15 protein-coding genes are annotated in these 21,141 nt (G+C 37.9%); 7 read left to right on the forward strand and 8 right to left on the reverse strand.

Annotated features, from left to right (window positions below; genetic code table 11):
- Window positions 1-64 precede the first annotated feature (64 nt).
- Genes pelG through NRL14_RS00365 form a run of 7 tightly spaced genes read right to left on the reverse strand, consistent with a single transcriptional unit; the run spans window position 65 to window position 11,723 of the window.
- Window positions 65-1,429 (reverse strand): exopolysaccharide Pel transporter PelG, encoded by a 1,365-nt coding sequence (gene pelG, locus NRL14_RS00335; RefSeq protein ID WP_306723715.1) that lies wholly within the window; start codon window positions 1,427-1,429, stop codon window positions 65-67.
- Window positions 1,417-2,934, reverse strand: a complete 1,518-nt coding sequence (gene pelF / locus NRL14_RS00340; RefSeq protein ID WP_306723716.1) for a GT4 family glycosyltransferase PelF — start codon at window positions 2,932-2,934, stop codon at window positions 1,417-1,419. Before pelF ends, pelG begins: the two co-directional genes overlap by 13 nt.
- Entirely contained in the window at window positions 2,927-3,910 is a 984-nt protein-coding gene (locus NRL14_RS00345) for a hypothetical protein (protein ID WP_008134578.1), read from the reverse strand. The genes pelF and NRL14_RS00345 overlap by 8 nt, the downstream gene beginning before the upstream one ends.
- On the reverse strand, window positions 3,903-5,204 hold the full coding sequence (locus NRL14_RS00350; RefSeq protein WP_306723717.1) for a PelD GGDEF domain-containing protein: 1,302 nt from the start codon (window positions 5,202-5,204) through the stop codon (window positions 3,903-3,905). The genes NRL14_RS00345 and NRL14_RS00350 overlap by 8 nt, the downstream gene beginning before the upstream one ends.
- Complete coding sequence (locus NRL14_RS00355) at window positions 5,201-5,716, reverse strand: hypothetical protein (RefSeq protein WP_008134575.1); 516 nt, start codon at window positions 5,714-5,716, stop codon at window positions 5,201-5,203. Before NRL14_RS00355 ends, NRL14_RS00350 begins: the two co-directional genes overlap by 4 nt.
- Before the next feature lie 14 nt (window positions 5,717-5,730).
- Window positions 5,731-9,015 carry a tetratricopeptide repeat protein gene (locus NRL14_RS00360; protein ID WP_306723718.1) on the reverse strand — a complete coding sequence of 1,095 codons (3,285 nt, stop codon included), beginning with the start codon at window positions 9,013-9,015 and terminating at the stop codon, window positions 5,731-5,733.
- Entirely contained in the window at window positions 9,015-11,723 is a 2,709-nt protein-coding gene (locus tag NRL14_RS00365) for an endo alpha-1,4 polygalactosaminidase (protein ID WP_306723719.1), read from the reverse strand. Before NRL14_RS00365 ends, NRL14_RS00360 begins: the two co-directional genes overlap by 1 nt.
- 448 nt (window positions 11,724-12,171) lie before the next feature.
- Between NRL14_RS00365 and NRL14_RS00370 the strand changes: the two genes are divergently transcribed.
- The 5 genes from NRL14_RS00370 to NRL14_RS00390 all read left to right on the forward strand — a co-directional run bounded on the left by NRL14_RS00370 (window position 12,172) and on the right by NRL14_RS00390 (window position 18,061).
- Entirely contained in the window at window positions 12,172-13,839 is a 1,668-nt protein-coding gene (locus NRL14_RS00370; RefSeq protein ID WP_306723720.1) for a methyl-accepting chemotaxis protein, read from the forward strand.
- Between the two features lie 121 nt (window positions 13,840-13,960).
- Window positions 13,961-14,449, forward strand: coding sequence for a MarR family winged helix-turn-helix transcriptional regulator (locus NRL14_RS00375; protein WP_306723721.1), 489 nt, complete (start codon window positions 13,961-13,963; stop codon window positions 14,447-14,449).
- A gap of 133 nt (window positions 14,450-14,582) precedes the next feature.
- Window positions 14,583-15,332, forward strand: coding sequence for an RIO1 family regulatory kinase/ATPase (locus NRL14_RS00380; protein ID WP_306723722.1), 750 nt, complete (start codon window positions 14,583-14,585; stop codon window positions 15,330-15,332).
- Between the two features lie 292 nt (window positions 15,333-15,624).
- Window positions 15,625-16,977, forward strand: a complete 1,353-nt coding sequence (locus NRL14_RS00385; protein WP_008134566.1) for a magnesium transporter — start codon at window positions 15,625-15,627, stop codon at window positions 16,975-16,977.
- A 22-nt stretch (window positions 16,978-16,999) separates the two neighbouring features.
- Window positions 17,000-18,061 carry a DUF21 domain-containing protein gene (locus NRL14_RS00390; protein WP_008134565.1) on the forward strand — a complete coding sequence of 354 codons (1,062 nt, stop codon included), beginning with the start codon at window positions 17,000-17,002 and terminating at the stop codon, window positions 18,059-18,061.
- Window positions 18,062-18,093: 32 nt separating this feature from the next.
- Here NRL14_RS00390 and NRL14_RS00395 read toward each other — a convergent pair whose 3' ends face one another.
- A complete protein-coding gene (locus NRL14_RS00395; RefSeq protein ID WP_008134564.1) occupies window positions 18,094-18,699 on the reverse strand; it encodes a TIGR04211 family SH3 domain-containing protein in 606 nt (201 codons plus the stop codon).
- A gap of 213 nt (window positions 18,700-18,912) precedes the next feature.
- Between NRL14_RS00395 and NRL14_RS00400 the strand changes: the two genes are divergently transcribed.
- The gene (locus NRL14_RS00400) at window positions 18,913-20,436 is read left to right on the forward strand and encodes a CYTH and CHAD domain-containing protein (RefSeq protein WP_306723723.1); all 1,524 of its coding nucleotides are present in this window, start codon (window positions 18,913-18,915) and stop codon (window positions 20,434-20,436) included.
- Window positions 20,436-21,104 carry an START domain-containing protein gene (locus NRL14_RS00405; RefSeq protein ID WP_033028973.1) on the forward strand — a complete coding sequence of 223 codons (669 nt, stop codon included), beginning with the start codon at window positions 20,436-20,438 and terminating at the stop codon, window positions 21,102-21,104. The genes NRL14_RS00400 and NRL14_RS00405 overlap by 1 nt, the downstream gene beginning before the upstream one ends.
- The last annotated feature ends 37 nt before the right edge of the window (window positions 21,105-21,141 follow it).

The raw sequence follows: 21,141 nt of genomic DNA on the forward strand, positions 1-21,141 counted from the left end.
TAAAAAGATCTCTACACGTATGCCTTTTGAAAAATAATGTGTTTTCAATTACGTTTTAAATAGTCTATTGCAGCATGAACGTTTCGTATTCTAAATCTTCAAATTGTTTAGACAACCAAAATAAACCAATAACGGAGCTAATTATGGTCGCTAACGCAAAGCCATAACCATAAAACTGTGGCCCTAAAGCAATTGAAAGTAAGGTTAAAACTACATTTATAACTAAAAATAATCCAGCCAAAAACAGCACGGTTGAACGTTTATCTAAATAAAATAAAATGTTTAAAATAGATAAAAATATAACTTGTACGCCTACACCAACTACATCAATAAATAAGAGGGTTTTATAGTTTGGATCAATACCAATAAAAGTTAGTATTTGTTCTCCCCATAATAATAAGCAAGCGACAGTAATTCCTTGAATTTTAAATATGTCGTAAAGACCACTGCGCGCAGTGCGGATCATATTATCTTTCAAATGATAAATTTCTTGTAACGTTGAGCCGTCGCGAATTGCAGAGTAAAAACGGTCATATTCTTCAACAAAGTCAGTTTCCATCCTTACTAAAAATACGGCCATACCTGGGATAATAGATAGGTAGGCTAAAAATATAGGTAAATCATAAATAGGGCTGGCTCTGAGGGTTCCAATAATTTGGATTGATGTACTTGGTGAATACCAAAAAATGATTTTATCGGCCCATACAGCGATGTTATAAAACAGGCCGCATAAAAATAGGCTGTAATACACTTTTTTATTGTTCAAAAAGTCAAAGCTTATAAGTTTTTCACCTGGGTAGCGGCGAATAATCATAAATAGAAAACTGAAAAATAATAAGGCTTCACCAGCAAAAAAGGCAAAAAACAACCCGTCTAACTGCCAGTCCCTAAGCAAGTAAGCCAGTAATACCATGAAAGCATAGCCGCTCAGCATCGTGACTAAAATAAGCCTGTATTCTTTCATACCTGATAAAAATATTGCGCCAAGCCACTGATTACATAAGCTAATAAAGGCACCTAAAATAATCACTTTAGTCATAATGGGTAAAGGTAAAAATGGCCAAACAGCAAGACCGACCAATAGGGCGCCAATTGTAGTAATTAGTTGTGCGCCAAGTAGGTTTGGTAGCACTAATCCATTATCTTTTGTAAAAAATAAATCGGCAATAAAACGGGTTAGCATCAATTGCAGACCACCCGTTAAAATAAGCGATGCGGCCATCATATAGGTTACAAGCGTTAAGAACTGAATGATCAACACTTTCGGTAGCACAATACCTAAACTTAAAATGCCAATCAGCATAAGCGCGATAATTGACAGTAGCCACGGGCCAGAACCAATTAATCCAGCGTAACTATAAGCTTCAAATACTGAAAGTAGGGTGTTTTTTTTGAGAATTTTTCGTATCTCAAAACCTATTCCGGCCATGACATTGCATCCTTATAAAGTGTGTCGTATTGCGCAAACATATGGCTTTCGTCATAAAACGCTTTTACGCGCTTAAGACCACTCGATTGATACTCATGCCACTTTTCGTCGTTATTTAAGATATTTGATATTTGCTTTGCTGTTTCGCTAGGAGAGGCGATTGATACCACTTCTCCGGCTTTGCCAAGTGCTTTGTCTTCGTCAGTTGCGCCTTCAATAATCTCCCGGCACGAACCAACATCACTTGCAAGGACTGGTACGCCAGCTGCCATCGCTTCTAGTAGTACTAAAGGTTGTGCTTCAGAAATAGAGGTTAGTGCAACGATACCTAATTTAGGCAGTATTTCAGCTATATTTTGCATACCTAAAAACGTAACGTTATTTTCTAAATCTAAACTGCTGACAAGTAATTGACATTCTTTATAATATTGAGGGTCTTCTTCGTATGGGCCAATAATCCAGCCTTCAATTGTAGGTATACTAGACTGAACCTCTTTGATTGCACGGATAAAAGTTTTAATATCTTTTATAGGCACTACACGACCAATTAAGCCTACCGTGAGTGGAATCGTTTTTGGACGCTGTGCAAGTGCTTCAATAAAACGCGATGTTTTAATACCATTTGGCACTACGCGTGTTTTTTCTGGTGCGGCGCCATCTTTTATTTGTCGTTGTCTATTACCATCGTACAAAGAAATTATTTTATCGGCTTCTTGATAAGATGTTCTGCCGATCTGCTCAAAGAAACTAATCCACATTCTGCGAATAAAGCCCATTTCGGTATTTAAATTTTTACCTAATACCTGCTCTGACTCTTTGATCCAGCTGGCTTGAATAAGGTCTATTTTACGCTCTTTGGTATAAATACCATGTTCGGTTAGTAAATACGCAGTGTTGCTAATTGCGCTTGCACCAGAACCTAGGAATCCCGCATAGCCTGTTGATATTGAATGTATAAGTTTAACATTAGGTAATTCGCGAGCTATCTCTGCTATTTTAAACAGCGGTTTGTATAAGTTACGATACGACCAAAAGAAATCGATAAATGATGATTCATCACAGTAGGTTAAATAATATTTTGCGAGAACTTGCCATGAGGATTCACTATACAAAAAGTCGGCTTCGTTTATGCCGTCTTTTTGGGCAAGCTTTTTAAAAGCAAACTTTAGTAACTCGCTAGGGATCGGTTCTTTAGAGTCACGGAAATAGTTTTGCAGTTGTTGCCAAAATTCGAACAACTCTTTTTTATACTTTACGCCATGTTTTGCTTTTATTTCAGAGGCGTTGTTTTCAACTAAATAATGAACATGTAATTTGGTTACATTTTTAGGTAATGTATATTGAATTTCACCATAATGCTCAGGTGCACCGCCCAAAAAAACCAGCTCAAAGTTATAGTGTGGTAAGCCTTCAATAATTTGATGGACCCAGCTCGATACGCCGCCTCGGACATAGGGGTAAGTGCCTTCTAAAAGCAGTAATACATCAGCGTTTGGTTTAGGCATTCCAATACTCCTGTAAATGGCGTAACTCGCTACCCTTTGGTTGCTCTGGTAGTTCTTTTAAATAACGTTTACAGTCATCGAATTTATTCATACAAAAAGCAACTTCAGCTTTATAGGGCAAAACATGACGACGTGCCATACCAAGGTCTGTGGCTTGTGCTAAATGACTAAGTGCAAGTTCATATTTACCAAGAGCTAAACAAAGCCGGCCCAAAAATACAAAGGTTGCAGGCTTTTTCACATATTCGATACTTTGCAAGGAAAGTGTTTCTGCTTTTTTTAACACGTATTCTCGCAATGCACCTTGTGCCAATCCTAAGTAACTAAGTTCCCAATATATTTCAGCTAATTGTTGTTGCAAGTTACTCAGTTTTGGTTGCTGAGTCGTTAACAATATCTCTTGCTGATATAGGCCTATTTTTTCGTTTAACTTAGTTTCTTTAGCATCGAGAGTGGAGTAAGCAAGCAGACGAATATCATCTTCTAAGTCTTTAAGGGCGAGTTTTAAAATAGGAATTGCCTGCGTATCACTCATGTGACGTGCAGCCATTACTGCACTAAGACGTTTGTTTGGCTCACTTGCATACTTGAGGATCGCTTTTAATCCACCCATCGAATAGGTTGGATTAGCTGAAATACTACGAACTTCAAAAGGGAGACCTGGGATTTTGTGTTCTTGTATTTCAATATCATTATTTTTAAGCGGTTTACACAAAGCAAACGTGAGTGCGAACATAACGCCTAAAACACCAAATAGAGGAAGCGTAAACAGTAGTGAAAATAACAGTAATAGGGCACCAAATAATGTACTTTTGTATTTAGCTGGAATGACAATATAGCTTACAAAAGTAAAAAGCATACTTGCTATAGCATGTAATAAAATAGCGATAAGCCAATTGGGTGTATCAAGTGTTTCTATTAAAGCAAAATATTCACATATAAATCCCACTATTACAGCAATGACAATTCTAATCATGAAGTGTTACCAGTGGTTTAATCGCATCTTTACTAATTGGCAAAGCAATTTGTTGTTCAATAACGATATCTAATTCAGCTAAATTTTTACCTGTACGTTCTTTACTCCACCCATTTATACGCGTTATAAAACCGTCTTTTTCTAATTCATCAGTAAGTGGCATAAGTATTAACAGAGTTTGCTTCTCATCATCATATAAGTAAATATCTAAGCCTCGACGGGCTTCCGTTAAATACTCCATAAGTCGACGGGATTCGTTGGTAATATTTAATGTTTTAACTTTTAATAAATGTGCAGGAATTTTGTAACGTTTAGCTTCTTTGTTAGCTCGTTTTACTTGGCGAACAAAGTACGGAGATTCTTCGCTAGTCATTATCGGGTTGGTTATCTCATGTCGAAGTAAGTCTCCAACGTGTCCGGCCATTACGGCAAGTAAAGTAAGCGTGTTTTCTTTGAGCGCAAAAAACTGTACTTTTTCGACTAAAATAGCGCCATAAATGGTATCGTTTACATCAATAAGTGGAATTGCGATATGGTATTTACTGCTGCCTAAATAAACTTTAGAGCTTTTAACCGACACCAGTTCTTTTTCTTCAAACATAGCAAGGATTAGTGGGTCAGATGTTATTGGCGAAGTCATTTTACCAATAACATCAAGAGGGGGCTCCACTATATTATTGTTTTCCACTTTATATAGCCCGGCTTTTTCTAATGCTCCATACTCTACAAATAAATTGATAATCACTTGCGCTGCACTATCTAAACGTCTTTCTTTAAGTTGGCCTATAGATGCTCTTACAGCTTGCAATGACTCCCTTAAACTCAATGTATGCCCAGCTAACATTTGTTCTATTCGATCGTGTGAAGAGCTAATTAAATGATATTGACGAGTGAATTTTTCAAGCCGATCAGACACATACTCTAGTTGAATAGTCTGTTGTTGATTAGTACGCTCCCAAACATCCCTAAATTCACCCGCGATCATAATTACAATAGTATAGCCAATCATGGCGTTGATATTGAATTCGCTTTGAGGTGCCAAAATATCGCTTTGCAACAACAGTAATTGGCCTACGAGTAAAGTTAAAATGCTGATAAAACCTTTAGAGAACCCATAACGCAAAGCAACCAGTAAAGGCCCTAATACAGGCCAAGAAAACCCTCCTTGCGTCCAAAAAGGATCCTCGGCATTAAACAGAACAGGCAGGCCTAAAGCCAATGTGGTAAATATAATTACCTCAGCCCATGTCTGTAGCTCAGGGACTTCTCTTGGGCGAAAGAAATGTGTTTTCACTCACTAACCTCTATATAAGAAATTAAGTCGGCAATTACATCTTGTGCCGTTGCTGCAATGCTATCGCGTCCCCAACCACTTTTTGCAATTGTTCCTGTCCATATCGGTGTGGTTTGGCCGTTCGCAGTTAACGATAAAGTAAGAGCAACAACGGGTTCGCCATCAAGACCAGCTTTGTAGCGCCACTCTTCAATGCTACCGGTGAGTAGATAATCCGCTTGTTGAGTGCTTAGCCATTGCATGGCGTTATCTAAACGATATTGATCGTCAAGTGGTGGTAGCTCCTTATTGCTATTTCTGGGTGCGCGAAGAAGCGTTGGTAATTTATTTTGTTGCCAAATACTTGTTAAAATGTCTTCAGCACGCTCACCAGCGAGAGGTGTTTGAGCATGATTTACTAGCGGTAATAAGGCAACTGTTGTTGATGGGTTTATTTCTACATCATCAGCAACTCTACTCGTTGTACAGGCTGATAGTAATAAAACTAGACATGGTATAACTAAGCGAAACATATTTTCTCCTAACATTAAAAATGTACGTAATATCCTAATTGTAACTGTGTATCTGAATTACCAACCTTATTACTACTTTGGTAACCCAGCTGTAATTTAAATAAATCATCACCTAAAATAGACCAACCAGCGCCACTTGAAACAGACACATCAATATCATCGTTGATAGTTTGGTAACCGGTGCTTATATCAAATAGCCATGATGGGCTAGTACCTAAATAGGGCGGTTCTAGTGAGCTGGTTGAGGAAAATGAGGTACCGAGCGCAAAGCGTCTAAATGGCTGAAGTTCTATATTTAATGCGGCATCGTTACCTGTATTTATAAGCGTGTTCACTTGTTCAAAATCTTGCCATTGCGCGCTAAAATAAGCAGTCCAAATTGGCCTATCTTTTAAAATACGGTATTGGTATCGGGCGTTATACTCTTGCCCGTTGATGAGTGAACTTCCACTATCTCGTCGTAAAAAAGACATTATAGCGGCCGATAATTGCATGTTTTGTCGACCATCAATATTATAGTTTACATAGGCCGTAGCTTTGTTAAGTTGCGCAAAACTAAGTAAGGCCTCTGACTGGCGATTTTCAACATTGTGCTCAAGCTTTAAACCAACTTGTGTACGAGAATCCCATTGATAGCGAGAATCTAAGCTAATACCCTGACGATTTGCTAAACGACCTTGGTGGGAATCAATTTTTGCATCGAAATACCAGCGACCCCATGTCATTTTATTTTCTACAGCAAACAGTAATCCATTATTATTAAAGTTTTTCTGATTACTTAGGCTTAGTTTCCACTGGCCATTGGCATAAGGAAAATAAACATTTACATCGTATTGGCTACTGTTTAATCCGGCCTCAGGCGATAAATTAATTTCAAGTGCTCTAAAGTATGAGCCTCGGGCATTACGAACCAAACTTAATTGTGATTCGCTCGGCTCAGTTGTTAGTTCTTCGTACCAACGCTGCATTGTTGCGTAGGGTTGTCTGAGGTAGAGAAGTGCATTTAACTTATCTTCCTCGGTTAGTGCATTTTGCGTTATGAGCTGTTTAATTTTATTAAACTCGCCATTAGTCATGTAAAGTTGTAGTTTTTGCCAAGGAGCTAACTTTTGTGCTGCTCGTCGTGCTAACCACCAGTTTGTTTGAGGCTCGCCAATTGTCTCGGGTGCTAGTTCATCCATTGAATTAAGTTGCATTAAATGTGGAATAGCCATCGCACCTGCCCAGCGGTACATTAAGCCTCGGTAGGCGTATTTATCTTTAGGTAAATGTTGTAATAAATAATGATTAAGTTCGGTGGCATTTGCGTAATAACCAAGCTGTTTCATTACATCAGCTAAGTTAACCAGGGTTGTTAAGTCGTTTGGATCAGCCAGCGCTAACTTTCGTAAGTAAAAGTAAGCGCTATTATATGATTTTTCATGAATCGATAAGCTAGCTAACAGTTGCGTCCAGCCGTGAGTAGTCTCATCTTCTGAATGATTATCTATAATACGTTTTATCATTACTGTATCGTGCATTTGCAGTGCTAACCAACCTTGTGCAAGCACCACGTCTGGATTGTACTCACTTAGTTTTGCTGCGCGGTTTAAAGTGGTATAGGCTGAATTTAAATCGCTTTTGTTTTGATACCAGTTTGAGAGTATTAACCAAGCAGGATAAAGTGCTTTATTATAGCGCTGCTTTTCGAGTTCTTGGTGGATACGTTTTATCGATTCTTCATCATCAACGTGTGAACTCAATAATGCAACTTGGATTAATTGTCTAATTGTAAGTGATGGTTGCTGCCATAGGTAATCGAGAAGGCCTTGAGGATTGTTCTCAAAGCGCAGTTGTTGATAGTGCAACATATCACCTACACTGAGCTCACTAATGGTCATTAATTGTTCTAGCGCATAAAGCTCTTCTTTTTTATTTTGAACTCGTAATGCCATATCAACGCGTGCAGTCCAAAATTCAGTGTCTGTACTTTGTTGTTTTTGCTTTAAAATGGTAAGTGCGGTTGAAAAATCATCGATAAGCCAAAATGATCGGGCAAGCCATAATAGATCTTCTTCATTTTTTGGACCTTGGTATGTTGGCCATAGTGACCTTAAGCCTTTTAAGTTACCAGTATCGTGCAGTACTTTAGCTTTCCAGTATTGTGATAACACACTTTTACCACTAATTTGTTCAAATCGTTCAATATGATTTAGTTCTTTTTTTGCATTGCCGATGAACTCATTGGTTTGCATCCATTTAGCAAAACCATTGCCTTTTAACTGCCTATTTTGCGCTTTGTATTCGTAAATATCATTTGCATCTTGATACAAATAAAGAGAGGTTGCATCGTTTATGCTATCACTAAGCATGGCTGGTGTTACTGCATGATTTGCCATTAACCACTTAAATTCATTAAGTGCTTCGCTGGGTTTATTTTGCCAGCGTTTTACTTTCCAATTTAGTAAATGGAGTTCTTTGTTATTTGGACTTTTTATTAGCAATTTTGCGAGTAATTGTTCGGCACCTTTTGCATTACCATTGGCTAAGCGTAAATACATTGCCTTAGTTAAATAGTGTGCATTATTAGGGGTAGCTTTTAGTAGGGCTTCTACCGCATCTGCAGCATCTTCTGTATTGCCGGCTAAGTCAGCTAAATAAAGAGTACGTTCAGTGTTAGCTTGGTCACCATACTTTTTCCACCAAATATAGGCTTGCACAGGATCATTTGCGCCAAGCGCTGTTTCAATTGCTTTTTCAGCTATATTCGCGTGTATACCTGCTTTATAAATGACTAATGCTTTAACTGGTTCGCCTGCACTTAACCAGTAATCAGCGGCGAGTAATGGCTTGTTTTTTAGCTGGTAGTACTGTGCAACACTTACATTTAAGCCAAGCGCTTTAGCTATGCTTAGCACTTGTTCATTCCAATTTTTATGGGCCTTTATTTTTAAAGATAACTCTTCAAATCTATCATCTATATTTGCACCACTTGCTAACCATAATGAGTAAAGTAGTTTGATTTCAAGTGTCGCTTTGCGCTCACTTTTAGGTAACTTTGCAAGCTCAATTTTCGCTTGTGCGTATTCGCTTAGCTCTATGTGTAGCTCAATTAGCTTAGCGCGTAGTTTTTCATTGTCAGGGTCAGTATTAAGCGCTGCATTTAGGTACGATGTTTCAAAAGTATAATCTTGTGAAAGCGTATCATCTTCAAAAAATAAGGTATGCGGAAATAACGCATAAAGTGCAAAGCAGCTTACGGCTAATATCGTTAATATTGTTTTTATAGATACTAACTGAGGGCGTTTTTTAGAATTCATTATGGGGCAGTCCCAGCACAGTTAAGGTAGCCATAAAAGTCACCCATAGGTATTTTGAAATGCGTTAATTTACCGTGAGTGATACCTTTAAAGCGCTCTCCCAAATGAGATGTAAATTGACATTCACGTCCATTCATTAAATCAAGTGAAGCGGGTACCCAAGCTTTAAAGCTTACTGCGCCATTTACCTGCCAATTATCGATAACCACATTAGCAGAAGCTAAATAAGGCTTACTATTATTTTGGCTGTGATCAAAGTTAAGGCGGGCAATATTATTGATAATATGTACGTAGTCGCCTTTTTGAGTTACACCAGATATCCCTTCACTTTGGGCTATATTTGGTATATCAAAATCGCTAGGTATCCGTAAAGTACGAATATATTTTGAGCTAAATAGCCATTCATCGTCATTATTTTTTGCTAATGCAGAGAAATAAAAATCTTTTGCAATTTTTGCAAAATGACTCAAATGTACAGGTGTATTTGGCCGTGCTAAAACATAGTCTATATTGTGTTTTAAGGCATCGAGACCAGCAGGTATTTCCCCCGAATAAAAGTGATAATAAATAGTGTAAGGCTTTAATCTGTATGGTTTTTCTGTTATTTCAAATGTTTCGGTTAAACGTTTAAACCCATAATAAGGCCCGTGCCATAAATTAGTGAATACATTTTCATTCAAGATAGGAGCATAAATTTGATATAACAGGTCGCGCTCAGGTCGCCCAATTGGCGATATATGAGACAGGCTAGGGTTATCGGCATTTGCATCGGTGTTGCCGCCATTAATGTTTAATACACCCGCGTCACGGGCAAGTTCAAGTGCTTTTGGCCCAGGTGTTGCGTCACCAGACCACAGCATTAATACTGTTTTTTTATTTTTTGGTGCCAGCTTTTCGTCAATGTATTTTATAGAGCCCGTAATTTCTTTTTTTAAACTTATAGTGTCGTATCCTGGCACATCAAGATGAAAACCATAGTCGGTGTCATCCTCATCTATTTTTTTCCGACCAGAGAGTGCGGTCCAAAAATAAGGGTGGCTATAAGTATGAGATGCAATTTCAACATAGGGTAAATCGAAAATACTGCGCGCAATACGTTCCAATTTAGGACTCGCTTTTGAGTGAAGTCCAGTAGCTTCAATATCTGCTTGAATAATTGATGATGTTAAAGGGAGTTTATAGCGTTTAATTATTTCATCGCGGATCACTTCTGCCGAATAAGGTCTACCTGTAAAATTTGCAATACTTGAAAAACCATCACCATCAATATGTAGAGTAAGCATGCGCCTACCACTTTCAGTTGTTGTATCGGGGACTAAGATAGGCGGGAGCTCCATCGCCTTTGTCAGCAATGTACGAGGGTCGATAACCCACTTACTACCTTCCATCGGAAAAGTATCAATTAGCCAAGGGGCAACCACCACAGCACCATATTTTGTTTTTGCACTTTGCACAACAATTTTGCCATCAGCCGCTTTTATATTAATAAGCGCAGTGGCATTTGGCGCTAGTTTCAGTAAATATGGTTTTACTATTGGTGGTGGTGTCGCGGCTTCACCTTTGAACCATGGGGCAAAGTAATTTAATTCATAAGGAGCAGGAGGTAATACATTGAGTGCTTCTACACCTAGTTTGATTAGTAGTGTAGTCGAAAGCGGTAATTCTCCCATAACTAACAAAGGGACAGCGCCTAAATTTGTTTCTAGCCAATTAGTTATCGCCGGGGTATAAAAAGCATCACTGGTAGTCCACGAAATAACGCCAGCATGTAAACTTGGATCTATGAGAGGAAGCGCTCTTTTTGCTACATCAATGTAATCAGGGATATACCCCAAATACTCAATCATGGTTGCAAGTTTTAAGTGCACCGTAGTATAGATAAGTGGCTTAATATCACTATTGTAAGGAATTAGAATACGCCTAGCTATTGGTGTGATATTTGACGTTCCCCATGTTTGTAGGTGTCCGTCAGTTATCCAAGGTGCATAACCGTTTTTTATTATTTTTTGAGCCATAGCAAGGCGATTTTTGGGCTTTGCATAATCAATCACTTGTACATTAAAGCCCAAGTTTTTTGCTGTATTTAATTGTGCAATTAGCCATGTTTGATCACTTTCGGCAGTGAGTTTGTAGCTATTATCAAGAGGATTGTAATGGCTATATAACCCCTCCGCTACTAAATCAGTTGCGAACCCTTTTAACTTGGGAAGTAGTTCAAACCCACGATTGAGTATTAAATGTTTATCAAATGAGCTTGAGAGGTCCTCAATAATTGAAATTAGCCCAGCTTGTTGGTCTGCTTTATTGCTTGTTGTATCTAATAGCTGATAGCTATCTAGTGTATCTAAGAATAAGCCAGTGAAACCACGGTCTTTTAAATCATTAGCGCTGTTTTTAATGTGTTTATGCCAATACGTAGAAGTTAAATCGGAAATATGACTATTCCAATTGGGATTAACAACAAGTGATGACGTGTTTTTTTCGAATGACTCACCCACACTAAGATAAGCATAAACAGCAATGTTACGCTGCGTAAGCCAATTAAGCTCATGCTCTGTGATTAATTCTGGTTGCACTACCACACGAGAATAAAATGTCATTTCAGCAAGAGGCATCGGTGCTGAATAATAAAAAGCAGTGCTGTTGTTTATTGGCTTGGCGAATACATGAGCAGAAATTAAAAGCGTAAAATATAGAATGTACTTCATTGATGATTCATTTTGGTTGGGATTAAGCAGAGATAAGAAATGACGTGCGTTCCGATTTTATGATAGGTAATTCGTATTAGTAAGATAGGGTGATTATATGTTAATAAAAATAAAAAAACTACATGATTGTTCCTAAGTTTCATCTTTGTTTTTCGTTGTTTTACTTATTGGTGGGAGTAATTGGTTAGGTTCATTACTTTGCTTACTACTAAGGTCGCAATGTTTTAAGTATTAAAATGTATGCCTTACAACTATAATATGGACAAAATCGCCAAGGTTGGTTTGGCTCTTACCTCGACATTTACCTTTAATATTTACACGCTTCGTAAATATTAAGTTGTATGTAAATAAACTAATTTACCTTTATCAGTGAGCATAAAGTAAAAAGTATCTTTTGTTATTTTATGTTGTTGCTGTTTAAATTTACTGCCTTAGATTTGGAGAAATAATGAGTAATTTAAGCTTAAAAAACAAATTGTTGTTATTAGCTATTTTGCCACTGATGTTACTTTTAACTAGCTTAATGCTGAGTTCTTATTATTTAGAGTCTAAAAATCAGCAGCAAAATTTTGATTCATTTAAGACTAAATTGATCAAAGATAAACAGAACTTATTAAGTACAGAAATCGAAATTGCGAGCAAAATTGTTCGTCACCAATTAGATACTGGCTCTGCCCAAGATGCTAAAAATGCGCTTAGAAACTTAACCTTTGGTCAAGGGGGTTACTTTTTCATCTACGATACAAACGGTGTTAGTGTTTTTCATGCGTTATTAGGTGATGCCATTGAAGGGCAAAATAAAATAGGGATGACAGACCCCAATGGTAAAAAAATTATAGTCGGGTTACTCGAACAGGCTCAAAAAGGTGGTGGCGCATTTAACTACCACTTTCAAAAACCTAATACGACAGGCCTAGTAGAGAAAATGGGCTATGCTGCCATGATCCCAGGAACTAATTGGATGGTTGGCACTGGCGCATATATGGATGATATAGAAGCAGAGCTAATTAAATACGAAGTAACGATGCAAGAGCATATGAATGATAAGGTAATTACCTTGTTGCTAATTGCTTTATTTTGGGTTGTTTTAACGATTGCATGTGCATTGGTTGCAGCGAATACCATGGTTAAGCCAATTCAAAGAATGGTGCAGAGCCTTGACGACATAGCAAAAGGTGAAGGTGACTTAACTAAGCGCCTAGAGATAGACACGAATGATGAAATTGGTAAATTAGGTGAAGCATTTAATGTTTTTGTCAGTAAGCTACACGGTATTATTGCGAATGTGGTTGATGTTACACATGATGTGAAATCAGCATCCAGTGATATAAATAAACAAACACGACTAATTGAGGGCAAGCTACTCAATCATAATCATGAAACAGAGTTAGTTGCGACCGCAATTACTGAAATGTCTGCCACATCACATGAAGTTGCACAAAATACTACGCAAGTTGCTGTATCAACTCAGGCTGCAACACAGGAAGTTGCTAAAGCACAAGAGTGTGTTGATATTTCACTTAGCGAAGTATCAAAATTAATGGATGAAATAAACGTCGCTGCTGAACAGGTTGATTCACTGAGCGAGCAGTCTAAAAAAATTAATAGTGTGCTGAGTGTTATCGGCGGTATTGCAGAACAGACAAACCTATTAGCACTTAATGCCGCAATAGAGGCCGCTCGTGCTGGTGAATACGGTAGAGGGTTTGCTGTTGTTGCAGATGAAGTAAGAAGCTTGGCGAGTCGTACGCAAGTGAGCACACTTGAAATTAATGAAATGCTGAGTGAACTACATAATCTAGTGTCCTCAGCGGTAGGTGCAATGCAAGCAAGCCAACAAAGCTGTAATCGTTCAGTTGAGTCATCACGAGCTATATCCGATAGTTTAGGATCGGTTACCAATTCAGTGACATCAATTAACGATATGAGTACGCAAATTGCGACAGCCGCTACGGAACAAAGTAGTGTAACAGAAGAAATAAATCGCAATGTATATGCTATTCAAGAAATAGTTAATGAGCTTACAGTGTCGAGTAAAACAACGTCATCAGTTAGTGAGCACTTAGCCGGAAGAGGTGAAAGTCTAGGCCAATTAGTTGGGCAGTTTAAAATTTAGTATTTCTGTATTTGCCGTTATTAAAGCCGCTAACTGCGGCTTAACTTTATTGGCAAGTTTTACAATTTTTAAAGTAGATCGGTCTATTTGGATGTAAACAGACTAAATTGAGTGGATTTTAATGCAAAGTATGACATCAATTAAACGCTGTACTCGCGATGAATTGGTCCCTGAACAAGACTTAGGGCGTTTGGTATCTTTTTTACGCTCAACGCTGGTTACGCATATTGATACCAAATTACTTCCTATGGATTTAACTTCGGCGCAGTACATAGTTGTTGTGTTGCTAGCTAAAGAGTCTGTTAATACGCTTGCTGGGCTTTGTGAGCATATGGTTTATGACCGAGGTGCAATGAGTCGACTATTAAGCCGTCTTGAAGAAAAAGGCTTAATAGCTAAAACACAATGTGAGTTTGATAAACGCTCAACCATTTTATGTTTAAGTGAAAAAGGAAAAGCACTTTACCCAGAAATAATGCCAGTAGTAAACGAAGTATATACTCAGGCATTAACTGGTTTTTTAGAATCTGAAAAAAAACAGTTAATGGATTTGCTGTTCAAAGCAATAAATAACCTAGAATCACTGCCTCAAACAGCCTCTAAAAAATAGATTATCAATAAAATAGCGATACTGTTTCAATAGAAAATCAAGACCCTAAACATGTGATTCCGTTGTAGGTAAAATCGAATTTTGTTAATATAGTTGCCTAGGCAATCAAGGTTATTATCTTGTGAGGTTTGTTATGATTGAAAATGATTTGTTAGCGCAATTACAGCAACAATTTCCAGAGCACACTTTTGTGCAACATCGTTTAAGTGTTGTTCATAAAGGACGTTTTGCTAATGCTATTGTTTATCGATATAAAGATGATGGATTTGATTTAATAATGAAAGACTTTAGCCAAAGTCCTTGGTTTATTCGTAAATCGTTTGCACGTATTTCGGTTAACCAAGAATATAAAGGTTTGAGTCGATTATCTGAGTTGGACGCGGTAGCAAATCGTTTTTGCCGTTTATCGCCGATTGCAGTGGCTTATAACTATATAGAGGGCACGTCACTTCGTTCTTTAATTCATCAAGGTAAAAAGCTTCCAGTTGATTTTTTTAGCGAGCTTGAGCGTCAAGTCGCAAAAATGCATCGCAAAGGGATAGTGCATTTAGATTTACGTAATATGGGTAATATTTTATGTGGTGCTGACGGTAAACCTTATTTTATCGACTTTCAGTCAACTATTAGCTTCGCTCGTTTTCCTCGATGGCTACAGCGCTTTATGCGAGGCTCAGATATGTCGGGTGTCTACAAGGCGTGGAATAAACTTGCTGAACACCCTATGCCCCAAGCTAAGCAAGATTATCTGGAGCATTTTAATCATGTACGTAAACGCTGGATTTTTAAAGGTTACCCAATTCAACGGACGTATGCCTGGGGAGCTGCCTTGGTAACTCAATTCTTAGATTCTGAACTTGTACGCAGCATTACCGACCGCCTTTAAATGTACGCACCTATTTCATTCTTGTTTGCCTATATTAGTTTTTAATATGGGCCTTTTTTTGTAGCAAAAGCAATCTATTTGGATTGCTTATTGTGTTGACTCTCTCCTCAAAAATAATCCCTTTTACTGTTTTTTTAATTTTTTAAAATAAACATTAGTACCGTTTTTATTTTGCCCATACAATGCGCAAAAATAGCCTGTACATGCTTAATAAACTCAAGTTTTCTCAGCAAATTTTTGTTGTCAGGATAAACTGTAAGTAACGTGCATTTTTAAATTTTAAGGTTTTAAAATGATTGAGTATCCGGTTGATCAACTTCCACAACTAATAAATGATTTACTTCAATGCGATACAACAGAACGCAAAAATAAATTATTAGCTGATGCGCAGGTAACACTCTCTACTGAGCATTTATCTTTACTCTTTGAGGCGATACCAAAAGAGCAACGCCTTGAAATTTGGCTATTGCTTGATGAAGACACGCAACATGAAATTTTTGTAAATTTAAGTGAGGATAGCTGTCTATGGTTACTGCAAACGTTAGATGATAACGATGCATTTAAATTATTAGATGAAGTTAATGTAGAAGAGCTGCTTGAACTAGAAGAAGTTATTCCAGAACGCTTTGTTGAGTATGCTAAAAAACAACTCGACGAAGCGCAGATTAAACAATACGAATTAGCACAGCAATATCCACCTGAACAACTAGGTCATTGGTTGGGGTTTGATTTCTTAAAAGTATCAGAGAAATTAACCGCTGGTGGGGCTAAAAAGCTGTTGCATAAAGGTTTGCCACAATACAGTGAAGTTATCTATTTAGTCAGTAGAAAAGGCAGCTTAATAGGTGAGGTTGCTGTTAACGATTTAATAAAAGCGAGTGACACTGACAGTTTAATAGCTTTGGCTAATCATGATTTCTCATCATTACATGCAGATGATGATTTATATGAAGCGGCAGAAGTCGTTATTCACTCAGAGAAAATGGCAATGCCAGTCGTAAACGCAGATAACAAGTTACTTGGCAGATTAACGATTGCCTCAGCGTACGAATTGCGCCAAGAAATTACCGATGAAGCGGCAGCTAAAGCGGGTGGTTTAAGAGAAGACGAAGATTTGTTCGCAAGTGTGCGAAAAAGTGCTAAAAACCGAGGTATTTGGTTAGGCATTAATCTAGCAACGGCGTTTTTAGCATCGTGGTTTATAGGATTATTTGGGGCAACGATAGAGCAAGTGGTTGCGTTAGCGGTGTTAATGCCAGTAGTGGCTTCTATGGGAGGGATTGCAGGAAGTCAAACATTGACCGTTATTGTTCGCGGCTTGGCACTGGGCCAGGTTACCGACTCCAACCGTAAAGCGTTACTTAAAAAAGAGCTGCGCGTGGGGGCTGTAAATGGGTTGGTGTGGGCGTTTGTTATTGGTGCACTTACTTATTTATGGTTTAGCGACATTATGCTAAGTATTACGATTACAGTCGCAATATTATTAAACTTAGTTGCAGCGTCGTTAGCGGGTGTTGTTATTCCGTCTATTTTAGACAAAATGAAAATAGATCCAGCATTGTCGGGCTCGGTAATTTTAACAACCGTTACTGATATTGTAGGGTTTGTAACCTTTTTAGGTTTAGGCAGCTTGTTGTTGCTATAAGCTTTTTTAATAGGAAAATATAATGACTTTTGATGTCATGATTTGGTGTGCAATTGGACTGTGTATTTCACAGTCCGCAATGTTTTCTGGTTTGAATTTGGCGTTTTTTTCGCTAAGCCGATTACAACTTGAAATGGAAAGTACGAAAGGTAACGAAGCCGCTATAAAAGTAATGGCGCTGCGTAATGATTCAAATTTTTTATTGTCGACTATTTTGTGGGGTAACGTAGGTATAAACGTATTACTTACTTTGCTTTCTGATTCGGTATTAATGGGGGCAAGCTCATTTTTGTTCTCAACTATCGCAATTACTATCATTGGTGAAATTACACCCCAAGCTTATTTTTCGCGTAATGCGCTTAAAATGGCGAGTATGTTGTCACCACTTATAAAATTTTACCAGATACTGTTTTACGTTGTAGCTAAACCAACTGCTTTGGTGCTTGATGCATGGCTTGGAAAAGAGGGTATTACGTACTTTGCTGAAAGCGAATTAAGAGGCATTATTCGTAAACACATTGAAGCCGAAGAGGCTGATGTTCAGCATGTGGAAGGAATTGGCGCACTTAACTTTTTTAGTTTAGATGAGATCAGTGTAACCAAAGAAGGTGAGGTGATTGACCCTGACTCTATAATTGCATTGCCAACAAAGCTAGATTTACCGATATTTCCTGATCTTACGTTGACTGCCGATAACGAATTTTTACGTAAGTTACATAAATCAGGTTATAACTGGGTGATCATTACTAATGAAGATGGTTGGCCGTTATTGGTGGTTGATGCAGATGGTTTTTTACGTTCAGCATTGTTTGAACCAGAGGCTTTTGACCCATATCACTATTGCCACAGGCCAATCATTGTTACAGATGAAACCATGCGTTTGAGTGAAGTTATTTTAAAAATAAGAGCAAACCATTCACTTGACAAATCGTTTGATGGTGCCATTGATCACGACGTTGTATTAGTGTGGAGTGATGAAAAGCGTATTATTACTGGCGCAGATATATTTGGTCGATTACTCAAAGGTATGAGCGCACCTAAACTTGAACTGCATGAAAATACAGAGAACAAAAAGCCGCTATAAAGCGGCTTTTTTGTATACACTCAGCTGTGAGTTTATGCCCAACCTTCGTAACGTTTACGACGCGACAGCACAATAGTTAAAATAATACCAAAAAACAGTCCTAAAAATGCAATTGCGCCACCATAAGTAAGTAGCTGGCGTTTTTCTTTAGAGCTGGCAGCTTCTTTTTGAGTCCGCTCTATCTCCAGTGTGCTCTTTAATTTAGTTATTTGCTCAGAAAGTTGTTGGTTTTGATCTGTTAATTTTTGATTCTGCTCTTGCAGCTGCGGTAATTCTATTTGAGCTAGGCGTAACTTTTCTTGCATTGTGCCCATTTCACTACTCAGTGTTTGGTATTGTTGATGTAAACCAGCAGTTTGGGTAACAAACTTGGTTTCTATCCAGCCTTCGCGATCTTTATCGTCTTTAATTTTGATAAAACCATTTTCTTCAGCTGATAATAAAGTTAACTTTGTTCCTGCATCTACAGAGCCAAGAAGGCGATAATTTGTACTCGCTCCAGAGCGCATAAAAGTATATAAATTATCGATGATATAAGCGGTTTTTGCATCAGTGGAATTTGCCGCTTGGGCTTCTTCTGCATGGCTCATAAATGTGGTGGCTGTTAAAAGTAGCCCTAATAAGCAGTGTTTTAGCATTTATCTACCTTGTTAATCTAACTGCGTCCATGATGAACGTGATTTTTATTTCACATAAGTAGCCAGATAGTATGGATTTAAGCGCTTAATAGCAAGACTGATATTGTAACCCAGTCATGATTTTAGGCATAAATAAGACTAAAAAATTTGCATTGTGGATGCGCTTTGTTTATTTTGAGCACTTATTTATTTTAAAGGTAATCCGCAGACCAAATGGATACTGAGATAGAACTGAAGTTTTTGGTATCAGATGCCGTAGTTCCACTGATCCCCTCTTTAATTACTCAATTTGCAAAAACGGTTATAAACAAGCCTTCACGCAGTTTGCAAAACTCATACTATGATACACCGAACCGTGAACTTAGAGCGCTTGATATCGGGTTTAGAACGCGTTGTGCGGATACCCAATGTGAGCAAACTATAAAACTTGCAGGTGAAGTTGTTGGTGGGCTGCATCAACGCCCTGAATATAATTTACCACTTGAATCAAATCGACCTAATTTGATGGCATTTAACGCCAACATCTGGCCTCATGGTATGCAAGTTGATTCAATTTCACAAAATTTATACCCCATTTTCAGTACTAACTTTATTCGCCGTACTTGGTTAATAGAGACTGAAACAGGGGCCAAAATTGAAGTCGTACTTGATAAAGGCGAAATTGCAGCGGCTGGTAAAATAGAGGTTATTAGCGAACTTGAGATTGAGCTGGTTGAAGGCAGTCGCAACGAACTCTTTGCTTTAGCTGATAAGTTGGTGAGTCAAAACTGTATTCGTTTAGGTTTATATTCTAAAGCGGCACGTGGCTATCGTCTGGCTGATGAAAAACCATTAAAACCAAGTAAATCCATTGGCTTTGTGCAATTGTCTAGTTCACCAAGTCAAGAAAGTGCATTAGTTGCAGCAATGAATTTTGGTATCCGGTTTGTACAAAAACATGAGCAATGTTATTTCGATAAACCAAGTTTAAAAACACTGAAAAGAGTAACAGATGGTATTAGTTTAATCCGGCATACTTTTTGGTTGTATGACGATATTGTATCTAAAGAAAGCACAGACCATCTTCGCACTGAACTTAAATGGCTATTAAGTGAGTTAGCATGGGTTGAAAATGCAATTCAGCTTAAAACCTATACCTCTAAACGCCATGCTTTTTATAGAAAAATAAATGCAGCGCCGGCACTTGCACAAGTTATTAATGACTTAAAAGAGCTTCAACCCAGTATTGATGATATCAATGCGCTGTTTCATAGTGCGCGCTATAATCGATTACTATTATCGTTAACAACTTGGTTAATTGATAAGCACTGGCGTAAAGATTGGGGGCAGGTTGAACTTCAAGCTGCAGAAAAGCCAGTTTCATCGATTGCTAATCGTCTGTTTAATAAAGATTGGAAAAACTTGCATCATATGCTCCCAAAAGAGCAAACTCTCAGTATTACTGATTATTTAAGCTTGCGTACACAGCTTGAAAATAGCCTACTAAGTGGCAATTGCTTAGGTGCTCTATTTGATAAAGAGGAGCGATTGGAATTTAGGTTGCCTTGGTTGGATATTTCCCATGGAATGTATGAGTTAAGTACGTTGGAGTATTTAAAGCAGTTATGTGCTGGGCAAGAAGATGAGCAACTCGCTAAAATTCAGTTGTGGCTTGAGCAAAAATCTGAGTATTTGGTAAATGCGATGGAGCAAAGCCGGCTCGCGTCATTTGATATAGAACCGTATTGGCAAAAATAATAACAAGGCACTTTTGTAAGCCAAACTTTATTCAAAAGTGCACTTGCTTCTTTTTTTTAATGCAAGCCTTTAATGCGTATGCTAATCCGATTTGGCATTTGTACAAAAATGAGAAAGGGGTAAGCGTATATTATCAAATTCATGATGATGATACGTTTGAAGTTAAAGGCGAGCTAGTTGTAAATGGTGTCACCACTGAGGATTTTTTAGCGTTACTTAGTGATACGCAAGTGGCGCAAAAGTGGATAGAGAACGCCTCGAAAGTTAGTGTTATTAAAATACTGAGCCCCTCAGAAAACCTCGTTTACAGCTATTTTGACTCCCCTTGGCCAGTTGCAAATAGAGACGCAGTCACGTATTCGTGTTATTCACAATTAACACCAAATCAAAGCCAGCTAGTTATTAAAGCGCGCCCAAAAGAGCTGCCACTTTATAAAAATGTGGTCAGAATTAAAACTTTAAATGCAAAGTGGTTATTAACTCAGCAAGGCAACAATTTAAGCATTGCTTATCAAGTTTATGCTTTATCCGCAGGCATGATCCCTACTTGGCTTAATAATAAAGTAGGTCTGAAAAGTACCTACAAAACCCTGCTCAATCTACATGACATTCTTATTCATCAGAGGTATCAAGTAAAAGCGCCTCTGATTAAAGCTGGTAAATGCTGAACAGATAAGAATTTTATGGTGACTTACTCAGTCTTTA

Origin of the sequence: Pseudoalteromonas sp. 20-92, from assembly GCF_030847595.1 — a bacterium.
Classification (GTDB): domain Bacteria; phylum Pseudomonadota; class Gammaproteobacteria; order Enterobacterales; family Alteromonadaceae; genus Pseudoalteromonas; species Pseudoalteromonas fuliginea.